21 protein-coding genes are annotated in these 17,254 nt (G+C 67.7%); 14 read left to right on the plus strand and 7 right to left on the minus strand.

Annotation, left to right across the window (positions count from 1 at the left end; genetic code table 11):
• Positions 1-14: 14 nt before the first annotated feature.
• Positions 15-986 (minus strand): M56 family metallopeptidase, encoded by a 972-nt coding sequence (locus ACZYZF_RS25385; protein ID WP_463747800.1) that lies wholly within the window; start codon positions 984-986, stop codon positions 15-17.
• Positions 987-1,000: 14 nt separating this feature from the next.
• Complete coding sequence (locus ACZYZF_RS25390) at positions 1,001-1,417, minus strand: BlaI/MecI/CopY family transcriptional regulator (RefSeq protein WP_463747801.1); 417 nt, start codon at positions 1,415-1,417, stop codon at positions 1,001-1,003.
• Between the two features lie 224 nt (positions 1,418-1,641).
• On the opposite strand from ACZYZF_RS25390, the gene ACZYZF_RS25395 reads away from it, so the two are divergent.
• The 8 genes from ACZYZF_RS25395 (at position 1,642) to ACZYZF_RS25430 (ending at position 7,403) form a co-directional block, all read left to right on the plus strand.
• Positions 1,642-2,412 carry an iron reductase gene (locus tag ACZYZF_RS25395; RefSeq protein ID WP_463747802.1) on the plus strand — a complete coding sequence of 257 codons (771 nt, stop codon included), beginning with the start codon at positions 1,642-1,644 and terminating at the stop codon, positions 2,410-2,412.
• A 156-nt stretch (positions 2,413-2,568) separates the two neighbouring features.
• Entirely contained in the window at positions 2,569-2,970 is a 402-nt protein-coding gene (locus ACZYZF_RS25400; RefSeq protein WP_463747803.1) for a PaaI family thioesterase, read from the plus strand.
• Positions 2,971-3,036: 66 nt separating this feature from the next.
• Positions 3,037-3,339: an urease subunit gamma gene (locus ACZYZF_RS25405; protein ID WP_463747804.1), complete on the plus strand. Its 303-nt coding sequence runs from the start codon at positions 3,037-3,039 to the stop codon at positions 3,337-3,339.
• 3 nt (positions 3,340-3,342) lie between these two features.
• Positions 3,343-3,657: an urease subunit beta gene (locus ACZYZF_RS25410; protein ID WP_463747805.1), complete on the plus strand. Its 315-nt coding sequence runs from the start codon at positions 3,343-3,345 to the stop codon at positions 3,655-3,657.
• Positions 3,654-5,387, plus strand: a complete 1,734-nt coding sequence (locus tag ACZYZF_RS25415; protein WP_463747806.1) for an urease subunit alpha — start codon at positions 3,654-3,656, stop codon at positions 5,385-5,387. Before ACZYZF_RS25410 ends, ACZYZF_RS25415 begins: the two co-directional genes overlap by 4 nt.
• A gap of 14 nt (positions 5,388-5,401) precedes the next feature.
• On the plus strand, positions 5,402-6,037 hold the full coding sequence (locus tag ACZYZF_RS25420) for an urease accessory protein UreF (RefSeq protein WP_463747807.1): 636 nt from the start codon (positions 5,402-5,404) through the stop codon (positions 6,035-6,037).
• A gap of 32 nt (positions 6,038-6,069) precedes the next feature.
• Complete coding sequence (gene ureG, locus ACZYZF_RS25425) at positions 6,070-6,756, plus strand: urease accessory protein UreG (protein WP_463747808.1); 687 nt, start codon at positions 6,070-6,072, stop codon at positions 6,754-6,756.
• Positions 6,756-7,403 (plus strand): urease accessory protein UreD, encoded by a 648-nt coding sequence (locus ACZYZF_RS25430; RefSeq protein ID WP_463747908.1) that lies wholly within the window; start codon positions 6,756-6,758, stop codon positions 7,401-7,403. The genes ureG and ACZYZF_RS25430 overlap by 1 nt, the downstream gene beginning before the upstream one ends.
• Here ACZYZF_RS25430 and ACZYZF_RS25435 read toward each other — a convergent pair.
• The 3 genes from ACZYZF_RS25435 to ACZYZF_RS25445 all read right to left on the minus strand — a co-directional run bounded on the left by ACZYZF_RS25435 (position 7,400) and on the right by ACZYZF_RS25445 (position 10,495).
• Positions 7,400-8,773: an NAD(P)/FAD-dependent oxidoreductase gene (locus ACZYZF_RS25435; protein ID WP_463747809.1), complete on the minus strand. Its 1,374-nt coding sequence runs from the start codon at positions 8,771-8,773 to the stop codon at positions 7,400-7,402. The genes ACZYZF_RS25430 and ACZYZF_RS25435 overlap by 4 nt on opposite strands.
• A gap of 98 nt (positions 8,774-8,871) precedes the next feature.
• Positions 8,872-9,801 carry an LLM class F420-dependent oxidoreductase gene (locus ACZYZF_RS25440; RefSeq protein WP_463837143.1) on the minus strand — a complete coding sequence of 310 codons (930 nt, stop codon included), beginning with the start codon at positions 9,799-9,801 and terminating at the stop codon, positions 8,872-8,874.
• Positions 9,802-9,820: 19 nt separating this feature from the next.
• Positions 9,821-10,495, minus strand: coding sequence for an SDR family oxidoreductase (locus ACZYZF_RS25445; protein WP_463747811.1), 675 nt, complete (start codon positions 10,493-10,495; stop codon positions 9,821-9,823).
• A gap of 177 nt (positions 10,496-10,672) precedes the next feature.
• Here ACZYZF_RS25445 and ACZYZF_RS25450 point away from each other — a divergent pair, with 177 nt between their 5' ends.
• From ACZYZF_RS25450 to ACZYZF_RS25470, 5 genes are all read left to right on the plus strand, one after another.
• Positions 10,673-11,467, plus strand: a complete 795-nt coding sequence (locus ACZYZF_RS25450) for an ABC transporter permease (RefSeq protein WP_463837144.1) — start codon at positions 10,673-10,675, stop codon at positions 11,465-11,467.
• Positions 11,464-12,552: a sulfate/molybdate ABC transporter ATP-binding protein gene (locus ACZYZF_RS25455; protein ID WP_463837145.1), complete on the plus strand. Its 1,089-nt coding sequence runs from the start codon at positions 11,464-11,466 to the stop codon at positions 12,550-12,552. The genes ACZYZF_RS25450 and ACZYZF_RS25455 overlap by 4 nt, the downstream gene beginning before the upstream one ends.
• A 240-nt stretch (positions 12,553-12,792) precedes the next feature.
• Positions 12,793-13,821, plus strand: coding sequence for an APA family fibronectin-binding glycoprotein (locus ACZYZF_RS25460; protein ID WP_463837146.1), 1,029 nt, complete (start codon positions 12,793-12,795; stop codon positions 13,819-13,821).
• A gap of 147 nt (positions 13,822-13,968) precedes the next feature.
• Positions 13,969-14,271: a GlsB/YeaQ/YmgE family stress response membrane protein gene (locus ACZYZF_RS25465; RefSeq protein ID WP_463747815.1), complete on the plus strand. Its 303-nt coding sequence runs from the start codon at positions 13,969-13,971 to the stop codon at positions 14,269-14,271.
• Between the two features lie 13 nt (positions 14,272-14,284).
• Complete coding sequence (locus tag ACZYZF_RS25470) at positions 14,285-15,301, plus strand: zinc-binding alcohol dehydrogenase family protein (RefSeq protein ID WP_463837147.1); 1,017 nt, start codon at positions 14,285-14,287, stop codon at positions 15,299-15,301.
• 8 nt (positions 15,302-15,309) lie between these two features.
• Here ACZYZF_RS25470 and ACZYZF_RS25475 read toward each other — a convergent pair whose 3' ends face one another.
• Positions 15,310-15,783, minus strand: a complete 474-nt coding sequence (locus ACZYZF_RS25475) for a hypothetical protein (protein WP_463837148.1) — start codon at positions 15,781-15,783, stop codon at positions 15,310-15,312.
• Positions 15,784-15,903: 120 nt separating this feature from the next.
• On the opposite strand from ACZYZF_RS25475, the gene ACZYZF_RS25480 reads away from it, so the two are divergent.
• Positions 15,904-16,482 carry a CGNR zinc finger domain-containing protein gene (locus tag ACZYZF_RS25480; RefSeq protein ID WP_463837149.1) on the plus strand — a complete coding sequence of 193 codons (579 nt, stop codon included), beginning with the start codon at positions 15,904-15,906 and terminating at the stop codon, positions 16,480-16,482.
• On the opposite strand, the gene ACZYZF_RS25485 is transcribed toward ACZYZF_RS25480, so the two are convergent.
• Positions 16,479-17,243 (minus strand): lysostaphin resistance A-like protein, encoded by a 765-nt coding sequence (locus ACZYZF_RS25485; protein ID WP_463747819.1) that lies wholly within the window; start codon positions 17,241-17,243, stop codon positions 16,479-16,481. The two genes, ACZYZF_RS25480 and ACZYZF_RS25485, sit on opposite strands and share 4 nt — an antisense overlap.
• Positions 17,244-17,254 lie beyond the last annotated feature (11 nt).

Raw genomic sequence — 17,254 nt, forward strand, 5'->3', positions numbered from 1 at the left:
TGTTGGACAGGGGTTTATCCCAGTCCGGCGAACAGGCGGTGAAGCTCGGTGAGCCAGGGGACGGCAACGGCGACGGTGGGTACCACCAGCACGGCCGCGGCGGCCAGATAGGCAGTGGCCGCCATGGCAACACTGTTGGGCCTGCCGCCGAGACGTCGCACGCGGATCACGGTGGTCGGCCCGCCGGCGGCCAGTGCGCCCGAGGGGGTGCGGCCGCTCGCGCAAGCGACCAGTGCGCGGGCCAGGGGAGTGGGGCCTGCCGTTCGGACCGCTGCGTCGTCGGCCAGCAGCTCGATCAGCAGCCGGACGGCATCCAGCGCGTTGCCGCTGCGGACGAACCGCGGGAAGGCGGCGTGGACGGCGGTGAACATCTCCAGGACCAGGTCATGGCGGGCCCGCAGGTGGGCCCGTTCATGGGTGAGGATTGCGGCGATCTCGTTGTCGGACAACGTGGTCAACGTTCCCTCGCTCACCACGACACGACTGCGGACCCCGGGTAGGCAGTAGGCGAGCGGCTGCGCGACATCGAGGATGCGCAACCCGTCACCGGCGAGCGGGCGGTGCGCTGTACAGAGGTGGGCCGGTACCGCGTCGCGGGACTTGCTGAGCAGGTCGACCATCATGCGGTGATGGGCGCGCCGGCGCCGGGTGGCCACCGCCACCTGGATCACGGCCAGACAGAGTCGCCCCCCGATGAACAGGGTCAAGGTGAATACGACGACAAGCAGCAGCCACAGTGGCCAACCGAGGGCCTCGATCTCGCTGGTGATTGTCGCGGTCGGCCGGCCGTCCGGCCCCGGGACGAACAGCCGGCTCGCGATGGCGATACCGGCCGAGAAAGCCGAGAGCACGGCGGCCAGTGCGATCGACTGCCACAACACGATTGCGGCACGCGGGGCACGCAGGGGCCAGGTCGCGCGTGCCAGCACTGCCGGTACTGGCCCCACCAGGGCCAGCGCGACGAGGGTGAAGGCCAGCGCGGACACGCCGTAAGTCTCTCTCAGTCGGTGCCCGAATTGCCAGCCGGTGGGGGCAGCTGGTGTTTGTTCTCCAGTTCAGCGAGTGCCCGGCGCAGCGCCCGGGCCTCGTCGACGCCGACTCTCTCGACAAAATGGACCAGCGCGGCCTGCCGGCTGCCGGAGTCCGAGGCCTGGTCGAGGGCGTCGACCATCAAGCCGGCGACCAGCTCGTCGCGACCGTGTGTGGGCGCGTAGCGGTGTGCCCGGTCATCGCGGTGCTGTACGACGAGGTTCTTCTTCGCGAGCCGTTGCAGCACGGTCATGATCGTGGTGTAGGCCAAGTCGCGGTGGGCGGCCAGCGCCTCATGGACTTGGCGCACTGTTTGGGGTTCGGGTGCGGACCACAAGTGGTCCATCACCGCGCGCTCAAGCTCCCCGAGACGCGTCAATTTGGCCATGTTCCGTTCACTCTCCTGAGCAGTAAAGCCAGCGTACTACGGGTTTACTACCGCGCGTCGTATGTATTTCTGACGGGCCTCCGGACAGCTGTCCGCATCGGTTTAGGGCAAGGTCAGCGCCCTTTGCGGGGCTTGTTGTGAATCCAGTCACAGGGGGTAGCTCTCGTGCTTCACGTGACTATAGTAAGGCTAACCTAAGTCAAACTGGAGCCTACGGAGGTGACATGACGGTCTTGATCGAAGATCCGCTGATCGCGGGTATGGCTATCGAGCGGACGCTGCCGCTGCATGAGTCGAGTCGGCGTCTACGTGAGCTGTACGCGGAGTGTCCGCGGGTCTACGGCGTGGCCGTGGTGGGCGATCTGTCGCGCCGGCGGTGGTGGCCCCTGGCCGAGGCACTGTCCGCCGATCGGTTGCAGGGCATGTTCGACGCCGCGATGGCCGAGACGGGCAACCGGGCCGCGGTGGCCCAGCAGTTGGCCGCCACGTTCACCCATGTGGTGATCGGTCGGGTGGTGCCGCTGCTGGTGCTCGAGGGACGCGCCTGGGATACCGGCCTGGAGAACCTGTGGGTCCATGTCGACTCCGAGGGTGCGATCGACTGGGTCGGCGTCGTGGATCCGACCCTGCGCGGCCTGCCCGGGGATCCGTGCTTTTCCGGTCGGGGCGCACGGTTCGCCCGTGCGTCTCGCGACGGGATCGTCGCGTTGCCGAGTGAGGCGGCGCTGACGACGTGGGTCGCTCATCGCAGCCATCGTGCGCTTGAGCCGCTGTTCGCCCGCTTGGTCGAGATCAGTGACGGCGCGATGTCGGTCGCCGCCATGTGGCACATGGTGGGCGCGGCCGTGGTCGGTGCGGCCACCCAGGTCCCGCTGCTGGCGGGGTGCAGTGAAGTCGTGAGCATGCGGCGGGGCCAGGCGGTGCTCGATGCCCTGGTGGGTTTCGGCTTGCCGGTCCGCGGCTGTGGCCGGGCGGGGAAGGTCTTGCTTAATTAGGATAGCCTTGCCTAGTATGTAGATACGAGGCTAACGGACCGAGCCGGAGTCCTGAGGGCTGCAGAGACCCCCGGTCCGCTCGAGGGCGGGTTCCGCGTTTGATACGCGGGACCCGCCCGCATCTTTGTGGCGATACGGCGTGTAGACACGAGGGCTGTGACCACTGAAACCCCCGAAGGTTTGGGCAAGGGCTTCGACACCGAACTCGGCCTGACCTATCTCGAGCTCACCCCCGACGGCGGCCGCGCGCAGCTCACGATTCACGACAAGCTGCTGCAGCCCTGGGGCATCGTGCACGGCGGCGTGTACTGCTCGATCGTCGAGAGCCTGGCCAGCGTGTCCGGCCACATCTGGCTGTCGGAGAACGGCGGCGGCACCGTGGTCGGGGTCAACAACAACACCGATTTCCTGCGCGCCATCGGATCCGGCACTGTCACAGCGGTTTCCACACCGATCCACCGCGGCCGCCGCCAGCAGCTGTGGCTGATCACCATCACCGATGAGAACGACAAGCTCGTGGCCCGCGGACAGGTGCGGCTGCAGAACGTTCCGGAGTAGCGCTTCCGGCGCCTGTCGAGGGACGAGCGCTGCCGAACACCGTTCCTCGTGGCAGGATCGCCCACTATGCGTTTGACCCCGCATGAGCAGGACCGGCTGCTCATCTCGTATGCCGCCGACCTGGCCCGGCGCAGACAGGCTCGCGGCTTGTTGCTCAACCATCCCGAGGCTGTCGCCGTCATCACCGATCATCTGCTCGAAGGTGCCCGCGACGGTCGGACGGTAGCCGAGCTGATGGTGAGCGGACGCGATGTGCTGACCCGCGGGGAGGTCATGGAGGGGGTGCCCGAGATGCTGCACGACGTACAGGTCGAGGCCACTTTTCCCGACGGCACCAAGCTGGTCACCGTCCATAACCCGATCGCCTGACCCATGGTGCCCGGAGAGATCGTGTTCGGCGACGGCGGCATCGTGCTCAACGCCGGGGCGCCGCGGTTGATTCTCGACGTCGTCAATACCGGTGACCGGCCGGTCCAGGTCGGCAGCCACGTACACCTGCCGCAGGCCAACCCCGCGCTGGATTTCGACCGAGCGGCCGCCCGCGGGCACCGTCTGGACATCCCGGCGGGTACCGCGGTTCGCTTCGAACCCGGTGTGGCCCAGCGGGTTTCCCTGGTGCCACTGGGCGGCTCCCGCGAGGTGCACGGAATCAGTCTCGACGCTCCCGGCCGATTGGATGCCCAATGACCGAACTGACCCGTGCGCGCTACGCGGCGCTGTTCGGCCCCACCGCCGGTGACCGGATCCGGCTGGCCGACACCGACCTTTTCGTCGAGATCACCGAGGACCGCAGTGGCGGACCCCGGCACGCCGGTGACGAGGCGGTGTTCGGCGGCGGCAAGGTACTGCGTGAGTCGATGGGCCAGTCGAGGGCGACCCGCGCGGACGGCGCACCGGACACCGTCATCACCGGTGCGGTGATCATCGACCACTGGGGAATCATCAAGGCCGACATCGGGATCCGCGACGGACGTATCGTGGGGATCGGTAAGGCCGGCAATCCCGACATCATGTCCGGGGTACATCCTGCCCTGGTCGTCGGCCCGTCGACCGAGATCATCGGAGGCAACGGCCGCATCCTGACCGCGGGTGCGATCGACTGTCACGTCCACCTGATCTGTCCGCAGCTCATGGCAGAAGCGCTAGGGGGCGGCATCACCACCATCGTGGCCGGGGGTACCGGACCGGCCGAGGGCAGCAAGGCCACCACGGTCACGCCGGGCGCCTGGCATCTCGCCCGGATGCTGGAAGCGCTCGATTCCTGGCCGCTCAACGTCGCGCTGCTCGGCAAGGGAAACACCGTCAGCTCCGAGGCGATGTGGGAGCAGTTGCGCGGCGGCGCAGCCGGATTCAAGCTGCATGAGGACTGGGGCACGACTCCGGCGGCCATCGACGCCTGCCTGACCGTCGCCGACGCCGCCGGCGTGCAGGTCAATGTCCATACCGACACCCTCAATGAGGCCGGATTCGTCGAGGACACGCTGGCCGCCGTCAAGGGCCGCAGCATCCACGCCTATCACACCGAAGGTGCCGGTGGTGGGCACGCGCCCGACATCATCACCGTCGCCGCCCATCCGAATGTGCTGCCCAGTTCGACGAATCCGACGCGCCCGCACACGGTCAACACCCTCGACGAGCACCTCGACATGTTGATGGTCTGCCACCACCTCAACCCGAGTGTGCCCGAGGATCTGGCGTTCGCCGAGAGCCGGATCCGGCCGTCGACCATCGCTGCCGAGGACCTGTTGCACGATATCGGGGCCATCTCGATGATCGGCAGTGACTCGCAGGCTATGGGCCGGATCGGCGAGGTGGTGCTGCGGACCTGGCAGACCGCGCACGTGATGAAGCGCAGGCGTGGCGCCCTGGAAGGGGACGCGTGCGGAAAAGCTGGAGCGGACAACAACCGCGTCCGCCGGTACGTCGCGAAATACACCATCTGCCCGGCCATCGCGCACGGTCTCGACGATGAGATCGGTTCGGTCGAGGTCGGCAAGCTCGCCGACCTGGTGCTGTGGGAACCCGCGTTCTTCGGGGTGCGCCCGCATGCGGTTCTCAAGGGCGGCATGATCGCCTGGGCGGCGATGGGTGATGCCAACGCTTCGATCCCCACGCCGCAACCGGTGCTGCCGCGGCCGATGTTCGGCGCGGCGCCCGCCGCGGCGGCGGCCACGTCGATGCACTTCGTTGCCCCGCAGGCGATCGAGGACGGTCTGGCGGACCGTCTCGACATCCGTCGAAAGCTGGCTGCGGTCAAGAACGTTCGGCAGATCGGGAAGGCTCAGATGCCACTCAATGATGCGATGCCGCGCATCGAGGTCGATCCGGACACGTTCACCGTCCGGATCGACGGGCAGGTGTGGCAGGAACAGCCTGCCGTGGAACTGCCCATGGCGCAGCGATACTTTCTTTTCTGATGAGCAGCTTCTAGATGACCAGCCTGGCAACACTTCTGACCCTGGCCGATTCGCGGTTGCCGACGGGCGGACACGTGCACTCCGGCGGCGTCGAGGAGGCGGTGACCAGTGGCCTGCTCACCGACGTCGACACGTTGCGCGCGTATCTGGTCCGGCGCATCCGTACCAGCGGGGTAGTTGCTGCCTCGGTGGCGGTGGCGGTACACACCGGGGCCCTGGATCCCGAGGCTGCCGATGCCGAGACCGATGCCCGGACACCGGCTCCGGCGGCGCGTGATGCCTCCCGTGCCCAGGGCCGCGGACTTATCCGGTTGGCCCGGCGGGTGTGGCCGCTGCAGTCGTGGGAGGTGCTCGGTCCCCGTCCGCACCTGCCGGTCGCGGCCGGCTCGGTCGGGGCGGCCGCCGGGCTGGATCCGGATCAGACGGCACTCTCGGTGGTCTACACCACCATGACGGGTTCGGCGACTGCCGCGCAGCGGTTGCTCGCGTTGGACCCCGCCGACGTCGCGGCCTTGACCTTCGAATTGTCCGGGTTGTGTGACGAAGTGGCGGCCGAGGCGGTCACCGGGTTGGCCGACCTGTCCGATCCGTTGCTCGACGTCCTGGCGCAGCGTCACACCGAACGCGACCGGCCGCTGTTCGTCTCCTAACCCTGTCTGTCACCGCACTCGAAAGGCCCACCATGCCACCGCATTTCCTCGACGGCGAACCGCACACCCATGTGGACCGGCCCAAGCGGGTACGTCAGCCCGGTGAGCCGCTGCGCATCGGTGTCGGCGGTCCCGTCGGATCCGGCAAGACCGCCCTGGTGGCGGCGCTGTGTCGGCAGTTGCGCGACGAGTTGTCGCTGGCGGTGTTGACCAACGACATCTACACCACCGAGGACGCCGACTTCCTGCGCCGGCATGCGGTGCTACCCGACGAGCGGATCGCCGCGGTGCAGACCGGGGGATGCCCGCACACCGCGATCCGCGACGACATCACCGCGAACCTGGATGCCATCGACGATCTGATCGAGGCCAACCCGGCATTGGATCTGATTCTCGTCGAATCCGGCGGCGACAACCTCACGGCGACGTTCTCGTCGGGACTGGTGGATGTCCAGATCTTTGTCGTCGACGTGGCCGGGGGAGACAAAGTGCCACGCAAGGGCGGCCCCGGTGTCACGTACTCGGACCTGCTGGTGGTCAACAAGACTGACCTGGCGCCCCTGGTGGGAGCCGATCTGGACGTGATGCGCCGCGATGCGGCGAAGGTCCGCGCGCACCGTCCGACGGCGCTGGTTTCGCTGACCGAGGATCCGACAGCGGGCCCGGTGCTGGCCTGGGTGCGCGAACAATTGAGGGTCGCGCAGGCACTGCCGTCGTGATGCACTCCGAGGTCGTGATCGTGGCCTCGCCGGGGCGGTTGCCGCGGATCGAGGCGCGCGGCGGTCTGGCCGGACGGTGCACCGAACCCGACACGGTGCATCTGGTCTCCACGGCAGCCACCCCGCTCGGGGGCGACACCATGACTGTGCGGGTTGTGGTCGAAGCCGGTACCCGGCTGCGGATTCGCACTGCCGCAGCGACGATGGTGCTGCCCGGCGCGGCCACTCTACGGTCGACCGCGCACTGGGAGCTCGAGATCGCCGGGCAGTTGGATCTCGATCTCCAACCCACCGTGGTGGCCGGCGGTTCGGTGCATCACAGCACCACGCTTCTGCGGCTGGCCGAGTCGGCACAGGTCCGCCTCCGGGAGCGGGTGCAGATCGGCAGATCCGGTGAGCGGCAAGGGTTCTGGTCGTCCAGCTTGCATGCCGACGTCCAGTCGGTGCCACTGTTGCGTCACCGCATCGAGCTCGGTTGCGGCGCAGTGGGTGAAGATGTGCTGGCGACGCCCAGGGCGTGTATCAGCGAACTGCGCTATCCGGCACCCGTATTCGACGCTCCCGGAACCGTGCTGGCGCTGGCCGGCGGTGGCAGCCTGGCCACCTGGCAAGGTGACCGGCTGCCGCCTGATGCCGGAGGGCCCTAGGACGCCGCCTTCTCGGTTTCCTGCACCGAGGCGGCGATCTCTTCGAGCTCCTCGATCCTGGTGCGGGCGTAGGCCTGCTGTTCGGTGATGGTGAGCTGACCGCGCTTGGTGCTCAAGAAGGTCACACCCCACGACAGCACGGTCACCAGACGGCTCTTGAAGCCGACGATGTACACGAGGTGCAGCACCAACCAGCACACCCAGGCGAAGAACCCGGAGAACTCGACCGGGCCGACCTTGGCCACCGCCGAGAACCGGGACACCGTCGCCATCGAGCCCTTGTCGAAGTACTCGAAGGGGGCCCGGATCTTCGGGCTGGTCCCGGCGACCTCGCGTTTGATCAGTTTCGCCGCGTAACGGCCGCCCTGGATCGCTCCCTGGGCGACGCCCGGCACACCCTCCATCGCGGCCATGTCGCCGACCACGAAGACGTTGGGATGGCCCGGAAGCGTCAGGTCCGACCCGACCTTGACCCGGCCGGCCCGGTCGAGTTCCACGCCCGACTGTTCGGCCAGATCCTTGCCGAGCGGGCTGGCCGAGACACCGGCCGACCACACCTTGCACGCCGATTCGATACGCCGCAGCGTGCCGTCGGAGTCCTTGACCGTCAGACCGTTGCGGTCGACGTCGGTCACCATGGCGCCCAGCTGAACCTCGACACCCATCTTTTCCAGCCGTTCCTGGGCCCGCTTGCCCAGCTTCGGCCCCATGGGCGGAAGGACGGCCGGCGCCGCGTCGAGCAGGATCACCCGGGCCTCGGTGGGATCGATGTGACGGAAGCTGCCGCGCAGGGTCTGATCGGCCAATTCGGCGATCTGCCCGGCCATTTCGACGCCGGTCGGCCCGGCGCCCACGACGGTGAAGGTGAGTAGCTTGGCCCGGCGCACGGGGTCGCTGGAGCGCTCGGCCTGCTCGAACGCACCGAGGATGCGGCCACGAAGCTCCAGCGCATCGTCGATCGACTTCATGCCGGGAGCGAACTCGGCGAAATGGTCGTTGCCGAAGTAGGACTGCCCGGCGCCGGCGGCGATGATGAGGCTGTCGTAGGGGGTGGAGTAGGTGTGCCCGAGCAGCACCGAATCCACCGTCCGGTTCTCCAGATCGATGTGGGTGACGTCGCCCAACAGCACCTGGGCGTTCTTCTGCTTGCGCAGGATCACGCGGGTGGCCGGCGCGATCTCACCTTCGGAGATGATTCCGGTGGCCACCTGGTACAGCAGCGGCTGGAACAGGTGGTGGGTGGTGCGGGCGATCAGCTTGACGTCGACGTCGGCACGTTTGAGGGTCTTGGCGGCGGTCAGGCCGCCGAATCCCGATCCGATGATGACTACCTTATGCCGATCCGATGCCGTAGCTCCGGGATGGCTCATTGCTGCTCCTCGCGGACGTGTTTGCCACTCGTAATAACCGTTAGGTTAGTCGGCGCCATTCCTGCCTGTGCGGTGAGATGGGCAACCGAACCGAATGTTTACCCGAATAGCAGTGGTTTCAATGCCTCGCCGACCGCCGTGATATCGCCGGGACGGTAGCCGTGCAACTGAGTCGGCAGGTTGAGGACCACGCCGCCGATGCCCGCGTCGAGCACCTTCGTCTTGACCTGTTCGGCGATCTGCTCGGGACTGCCGGCGACGGTGCGCTGCCTGAACGCCTCGGGGACCGCGTCGACGGTCACGTTCTCGTCGACGAGCGAGGTGAGCAGGACGCTGGTTTCCAGCGTTGCGGGGTCGCGGTCGATCGCCTCACATTGCTGTTGGACCACCTCCACCTTGCGCCGCAACTCGTCGAAGCCGGCGATGACGTTGAGATGGTCGAAGTGGCGGGCCGCCAGTGGGATGGTCTTCTTCTCGCCGCTGCCCCCGATCATCAGCGGAATCTGGTCGCGGAAACGGGGGTTGGCCATCGCGTCCTGCACGCGGTAGTACTTGCCGTCGAAGGTCGGCCGCTCGCCGGCGAGCATCGGAAGGATGATCTGCAGCGCCTCGCCGAGCTTGTCGAACCGTTCGGTGAACGTGCCGAATTCGTAGCCGAGTTGATCGTGCTCGAGTTCGAACCAGCCGGTTCCGACGCCGAGAACAGCACGGCCCTGACTGATGACGTCGAGTGTGGTGATCGCCTTGGCCAGCAGGGTCGGATTGCGATAGGTGTTGCCGGTGACCAGTGTCCCGAGTTGCACCCGCTCTGTCGCGGTGGCAAGCGCACCGAGCGCGGTGTAGGCCTCCAGCATCGGCTGATCGGGGGTGCCGAGCCCGGGCAGCTGATAGAAGTGGTCCATCACGAAAACGGTGTCGAAACCGGCGGCCTCGGCTTCACGGGCCTGCGCGATGACAGTGGGGAAGAGTTCGGAAACCCCGGTGCCGTAGGAGAAATTGGGTATCTGGAGTGCGAGTCGGATCGTCACTCCGTCAACCGTAACCTTCTCAGCCGAGGGTCGCCATCGCGCCGCGGCTGACGTGCATGGTCTGACCGGTGATGTGGCGGGCCGCCGGGGTGCTCAAAAACACTGCGAGACGGGCGTATTCATCGGCAACCGAGGGCGGCGTGCTTCCCAGTCCGTCGTAGCCGGGTTCGGCGGACAGGCCGGTGGCGATGGCGTTGACGGTGATTCCGCGGGTGCCGAAGTAGGCGGCCTGACCGGCCGTCCAATCGCTCAGCGCTGCCTTGACCGCAGCTTCGATGCTGCCTTCACGCGGGCTCGCGGGTACGACGTTGACGATCGAACCGCCCGAGCGCAACTGGTCGCCGACGATCTGCACGGTCAGCACGGCCGAGACCACGGTGGCATCCAGCGCGTGGCGCCAGGCGGTGGCTTGTTCGGCCAGCGTGAACGTGCGGGGGTCCTTCGCCTCGAACAGTGGGGCCGGGACGTTGACGAGGGTGTCGAGGTAGTGGGGGAACTGCGCGCGGGCGTTCTCGACACTGGCGGGATCGGTGTTGTCGAACACGATCGAGGAGATGTCGAGCTGCTTGGCCGCCAACTCCAGATCCTCGCGGCGGGCGCCGGCGATAACCACGTTGTGGCCGGCATCGAGGAAACCTGCCGCAATCGCGCGGCCGAGTTCGGTGTCGCCGCCGGTGACCAGCACCTCCGCCATGATGTACCTCCATGTACCTGGGGTCGCCGCGCCGGGCGGGGGCGACCAACACCCAATGTTACTGGACAGTAGCTAGGTCGGGAAATTCGGCGCGCCAATCATCGGCTCGCATAGGGTGGCCGAGATGATCCGACCCAGCGCCACGACCGGCGTCGACGTGGTCGGCGAGGGTGTGTCGTGACCAATTCGCCACAACTTCCACGCTGGATATATCTCCCTGCCGCCGGGGGTGCGATCTTCGTCGTGCTGCCCCTGGTGGCGATGGTGGCAAAGGTGGACTGGCCGCAATTCGGGTCACTGATCTCGAGCGCGTCGTCGACGGCGGCGCTGAAGCTCAGCCTGGAGACATCGCTGGCCAGCACGGTGTTGTGTGTCCTGTTCGGTGTCCCGTTGGCGTTGGTGCTGGCCCGCACCGGAGGCTCGGTCACCCGAATCGTGCGGCCATTGATCCTGTTGCCGCTGGTGCTGCCGCCGGTGGTCGGCGGTATCGCGCTGCTCTATGCATTCGGGCGGCTGGGATTGATCGGCCGGTATCTGGAGGCCGCCGGGGTGCACATCGCGTTCACCACGGTCGCGGTGGTGCTGGCGCAGACCTTCGTCTCCCTGCCGTTCCTGGTCATTTCGCTGGAAGGCGCCGCGCGCACCGCCGGCGCCGATTTCGAGGTCGTGGCCGCGACGCTGGGTGCGTCGCCGGGAACCGTGTGGTGGCGGGTGACTCTGCCCCTTTTGGGGCCGGGCCTGATCTCGGGAGCTGTCCTGGCCTTCGCGCGTTCCCTGGGCGAGTTCGGTGCCACGTTGACGTTCGCGGGGTCACGCCAGGGAGTGACCCGCACCTTGCCGCTGGAGATCTATCTGCAGCGCGAGAGCGACGCCGACGCTGCGGTGGCGTTGTCGGTGCTGCTGGTGGCGGTGGCGGCGGTGGTGGTCATCGGGCTCGGCAGTCGCCGGCTGCGGGCGGGTGGTTGGACATGACGCTGCAGGCGCGAGTCGTCATCGAAAGTCGTGGCCTGGAGCTCGAATTCGGTGTGGCGGCGGGGGAGGTCCTCGCGGTACTGGGCCCCAACGGCGCGGGTAAATCGACCACATTGCACTCGATCGCCGGACTGGTCGGTCTGGATGCCGGGAGGGTTCAGGTGGGAGACCGGGTGCTGACCGATACCGCCGCCGGTGTGCACGTGCCGACGCATGCCCGCCGGGTCGGCCTGTTGCTGCAGGACTCTCTGCTGTTTCCGCACCTGAGCGTGCTGGCGAACGTGGCATTCGGTGCCCGCAGCGCGCGCCGGACAGGTCGCCGCGCCGCCTATGAGACCGCTCGCCGGTGGTTGGCCGAGGTCGAGGCCACGGATCTGGCTGACCGGCGGCCCCGCCGGCTGTCGGGCGGTCAGGCGCAACGGGTGGCCCTGGCCCGGGCGCTGGCCGCCGATCCCGAGGTCCTGCTGCTCGATGAACCGCTGGCGGGATTGGACGTGGCGGTCGCGGCGTCGATGCGGAAAGTGTTGCGCCGAGTGCTCGCCACCGGGGGCAGGTGTGCGGTGCTGATCACCCACGAGCTCCTCGATGTCCTGACGCTGGCCGACCGGGTGATCGTGGTCGAAGATGGGCGTATTGCCGAAAGTGGTTCTGTCGCAGAAGTATTGGCTACACCGAAGAGTCACTTCGCAGCGCGGTTCGCCGGCGTCAACCTGATCGGAGGCACCGCCGCCGATCGGGCTGTGCTGACCACCGCGTGGCAGACGAACTGGTACGGCACGGCGGCGGCCGACGTGCAGCCCGGCGCGCCGGCCGTTGCACTGTTCTCACCGGCGTCGGTGTCGGTGTACCGCGACGAACCGCACGGCAGTCCGCGCAACACCGTCGCGGTGACGGTCGCCGAGCTCGACAGCCGGGGGCCCGGTATCCGGGTGCGGGCCGATGAGCAGCCCGACGGCGCGCCCGGCCTGGCCGCTGACATCACCGCGGAATCGGCCGCCGAGCTGCGGCTGACCCCGGGCGACACGGTGTACTTCTCGGTGAAGGCGCAGGAGGTTGCCGTCCACCCGGCCGGACACCGGAAGTGACTAGGGGATCCGGTACGTAACGCGGGCGTGCGCAGGCCCGAATCACCTGTTGAGGGACCGGCGCGGTGAGTGTCGGAAGCGGGTTGCCGGCACCGGCGTGGCGCCCGACGCAGCCGCGCGTCAGCAACCGGTCTATAGGGCATTTAACTGGATGTTTCCTGTGTGCAGCAATCTCACTTTTTAGCACTCTAAGAGCAACTCACACTTGCGTCACGGCCGTAACACGGTAGTTTCATCCCCATGGACGAGTCGGATGCGATGTCACATCGGCGCAGAGGTCTGTCGAACAAACTGGCACTGGTCGCGATGACCGGCGTGACCGCCGCGGCCGTCGCGCTGCCGGCGGTGGCGTATGCGGATCCCGTGCCCCCGGCGCCCCCGGTACCGGCACCCGCTCCCGCTGTGCCCGGTGCGCCGGCCCCGGCCGCCCCCGGAGCGCCCGCACCCGCGCCGGCCCCCGGAGCGCCCGCACCCGCGCCGGCCCCCGGAGTACCTGCTCCCGTGGATCCCAACGCTCCGGCCGCCCCCGCCCCCGCCCCCGCACCTGCTCCCGCGGATCCCAACGCTCCGGTTCCCGCACCGGCTGACCCGAACGCTCCCGTCCCGGCGCCCGCACCGGAGCCCGGCCGGGTGGACAACGCCGCGGGTGGCTTCAGCTACCTCGTGCCTGGCGGTTGGAAGATCTCCGACGCGACCCAGTTGTCATACGGACAGGCGCTGTTGACCAAGATTCCGCCGGAGGGCACGCCCGAACCGCCGAACGACACCAGCGTGCTGCTCGGACGCCTGGATCTGAAGTTGTTCGCGGGCGCCGAGGCCGACAATGCCAAGGCGGCAGTCCGGCTGGCCTCCGACATGGGTGAGTTCTTCATGCCTTTCCCCGGAACCCGGGTGAATCAGGAGACCGTGCCGCTCGACGCGAATGGGCTCTCCGGTGTCGCCTCGTACTACGAGGTGAAGTTCACCGACACCAACAAGCCCAACGGCCAGATCTGGGCCGGAGTGGTCGGTGCGCCACCGGCCCCGGGTACCCCGCGCGGGCAGCGTGCTCCCGAGCGCTGGTTCGTGGTCTGGCTCGGCTCGGCGAGCCATCCGGTCGACAAGGCTGCCGCTGCGACATTGGCCAACTCGATCCGGCCGTGGACGCCGCCGGCGTCGGCCGCTCCTGACCCCAACGCACCGCCACCGCCGGCCGACCCGGCGCATCCCGGTGTCGGGGTGCCGGTGCCGGTCACCAACGCCCCGCCGGAGATGCAGCCCCCGGCCTGATGCCGGGCGTGCCGGATCCCAGGAATCCCGCAGACGAACGCTGATCGTTCCCAATTGGCCAACCGAATTGTTACGTTCGGGAGGTACATCTGGGGTGTGGCTCAGCGAGCCCGCTGGGCATAGCCAGTGACAGGTAGGAGACCTGCAATGGATGTAATGGCGTCGACCGAGTTTCTGGCCCGTTCCTCCACGCTGACCAGTGTCGGCTGGATCGGCTACATCATCATTGGTGCGATCGCCGGTTGGATCGCCGGCAAGATCGTCAAGGGCGGTGGCTCCGGCATCCTGATGAACATCGTCATCGGCGTGGTCGGTGCGCTCATCGGCGGATTCCTGCTCAGCTTCTTCCTCAACACCGGAGGCGGCGGCTGGTGGTTCACTCTCTTCACCGCCATCCTCGGATCGGTGATCCTGCTCTGGATCGTCGGAATGGTGCGCAAGGGCAGCTGATTCGGCGCCGGTGATGGACATGGGGACCATGACGGCCTGGCAGGTCGTCGCCCCCGGTCCGGTGAGTACGCATCCGCTGCAACGGGTAACCGTGTCGACCCCGCGGCCCGGCCCTGACGAACTGCTGGTCAAAGTCCTGGCTTGCGGGGTGTGTCGTACCGATTTGCATGTGGCCGAAGGCGATCTGGCCGTGCACCGGCCGCGGGTGATCCCCGGGCACGAGGTCGTCGGCGAGGTTGTCGCGGTCGGTGCCGATACCGGCGGCGGGTTCGTCCCCGGCGATCGGGTCGGCGTGGCGTGGCTGCGGCACACATGCGGGCAGTGCGTCTATTGCTTACGAGGACGGGAGAACCTCTGCCCGTCCTCGCTGTACACCGGCTGGGACGCCGACGGCGGCTATGCCGAATTCACCACCGTCCCCGCGGCATTCGCGTTGCGATTGCCGGCCGGATACTCCGACGTCGAGCTGGCGCCGCTGTTGTGCGCGGGCATCATCGGCTATCGCGCTCTGTTGCGCACCGACCTACCGTCGGGTGGACGGCTGGGACTCTACGGCTTCGGCGGCAGTGCGCACCTGACGGCGCAGGTGGCGTTGGCGCAGGGGGCTCGCGTGCATGTGATGACCCGCGGCGAGCGTGCCCGCGAACTGGCGCTGACACTTGGGGTGTCGTCGGTGCAGGGGAGCGCTGACATGCCCCCCGAACCCTTGGATGCCGCAATCCTGTTCGCTCCCGTAGGGGATCTGGTGCTGCCCGCGCTCGCGGCCCTGGACCGCGGCGGCGTCCTGGCGATCGCCGGAATCCACCTCAGCGATATCCCGACCCTGAACTATCAACAGCATCTGTTCCAGGAACGGGAGATCCGCTCGGTGACCGCCAACGCCCGTGCCGATGCCCGCGATTTCCTGGCGTTCGCGGGTGCGCACCGGATGGCGGTGAGCACCCCCGAGTACGGCCTGGACCGCGCCGATGACGCGTTGGCCGACCTGGCCGCCGGACGCGTTGCGGGTGCTGCGGTGCTCCGCGGATAGCGGCCTCCTCACAGCGCAGCGAGCGCGGCACCCAGTCGACCGTCGAGATCTCCGTGACCGAATGCGTACAGGGGCCCGAGCCCGTCGTTGATCACCCGGTTCAGGCGCGCCATGCCGCGTGCCTCGACCGGCAACGGGGAATGCAGACGAAGGGTGATCGCGTCGATGGTCGCCTCGGCTGCGGCGATATTCTTGCGGTGCAACGGGATTCGTGATGACCACAGAATGGTGTCGTTGGCGGATTCGACCACGCAGCGGCGCAGTGCACGGGCAATGGCTTCTCGTTCGGAGGTTGACGTCAACCGGTCCGCACGGGCCGCGATGGCGCTGCCCGGGGTCGTCGGCGTCCCGACGGCCAGCATGGCGTCGAGGCGCCCAGATCGAATACGTGCGGTCAGGCGGGCTCGGATGGACGGGCGCTGGGGGGCGGGTGCACGCCGGGGCGTGAGCGCGGGTGTCGCAGAAATTCGGTTGTCGTTCATGGCGATACCTCGTAGTTTTCGTGGTGCCCGAGTCCGGAGAACGTGACTATCTAAGACCGTACGCCGGTCATGAATGACTAGTCAAACCAATTTAGCGGTCACGGCGGTAGGCTTGGTGTCATGACAACAAGGTGGGCCGGCGACACCGAGACCAAACCCGCGCCCGAGCCGCTGGCCCGGATTCAGGCCCTGGTCAACACGATCGAACTGCCCGCCGGAACGGACCGCCTTGCGCATCCCGACGACGCGGCACCGTGGCTGGCCGCCAACGGGTTGCTCACTGCCGGTGCCGGCCCGACGGAGGCCGAGCTCGACCTCGTGCGCGAGGTGCGCGAAGCGTTGCGTGCACTGCTGATCCACAATGCCGGCGGCCCGGCACCGCCCGCCGATCACCTTGCGGTGCTGCAGGCGCTGACCGACGTGTCCACTGCGAAGGTGGATCTCGCTCCCGACGGACAGGTGCAATTGTCAGCCGCGGGCGCGGCAGTGGGCGAGCGTCTGATCGAACTGCTGCTGGTGATGCGCGACGCGCAGCGGGACGGTACCTGGGCGCGTTTGAAGGCGTGTGCGAACGACGAATGTACGTGGGCGTTCTACGACCGGTCCCGCAACCATGGTGGTGCCTGGTGCGACATGGCCAGCTGCGGGAACATGCTGAAGAACCGTGAGTTCAGGGCGCGGAAACGCGCCGACGGTTAAGTCGACAGGTGCCACACGAGGGCGGCTGCCAGTGCGCCGATCCCGTTGAGTGACCAGTGCAGGGCGATCGGCGCGATCAGGCTGCCGCTGCGCCGACGCAGCCAGGTGAACACGAAGCCGGCGGCGCCGGTGGCCAGCACCGCCATCACCACGCCGATGACCGTGCCGAAGATCCCGCTGCCGAACAGCCGGGTGAACCCGACATTCCCGCTCGTCAGCCCGAGTGAACTTGCGATGTGCCACAGGCCGAACAACAACGAGCCGCCCGCCGCGACACCGCGGAAACCCCAGGCTCGGTCCAGGGCGCCGTGCAGGACGCCGCGGAACGCCAACTCCTCGGGAATTACGGTCTGCAGCGGGATGATGACCATCGACGCGATCAGCGCGCCGGAGATCGTCGCGTAGTGATCGTTCATGAACATCGGCCGCGTCCACGGCAGCATGGCGCCGATCGCGATCACCGAGACCACCAGGGCAACGGCGCCGAGCGCGTATCCGGCACCCGAGCGCCAGTGCTCACGGCCCAGTCCGAGTTCGGTCCAGCCGATCCCGCGGGCCCGGACCAGGACCAACAAGCCGAGCGCAGCGGCCGGGACGGTGGCGATACTCGCCCAGGGCGTCGTGAAATGGGCGATCAGGTTGGTCAGCGTCAAGATGACGACGACGATCCCGATGTCGGCATAGATGCGGAAATGGTGCAACGCCGAGAGCTGGGCCACCAAGGGATGGGGGTGCGCGGCCACGGCGCTCTGATCAGACATAACTTGCCAAG

The organism is Mycobacterium sp. IDUB_24 (assembly GCF_055419385.1).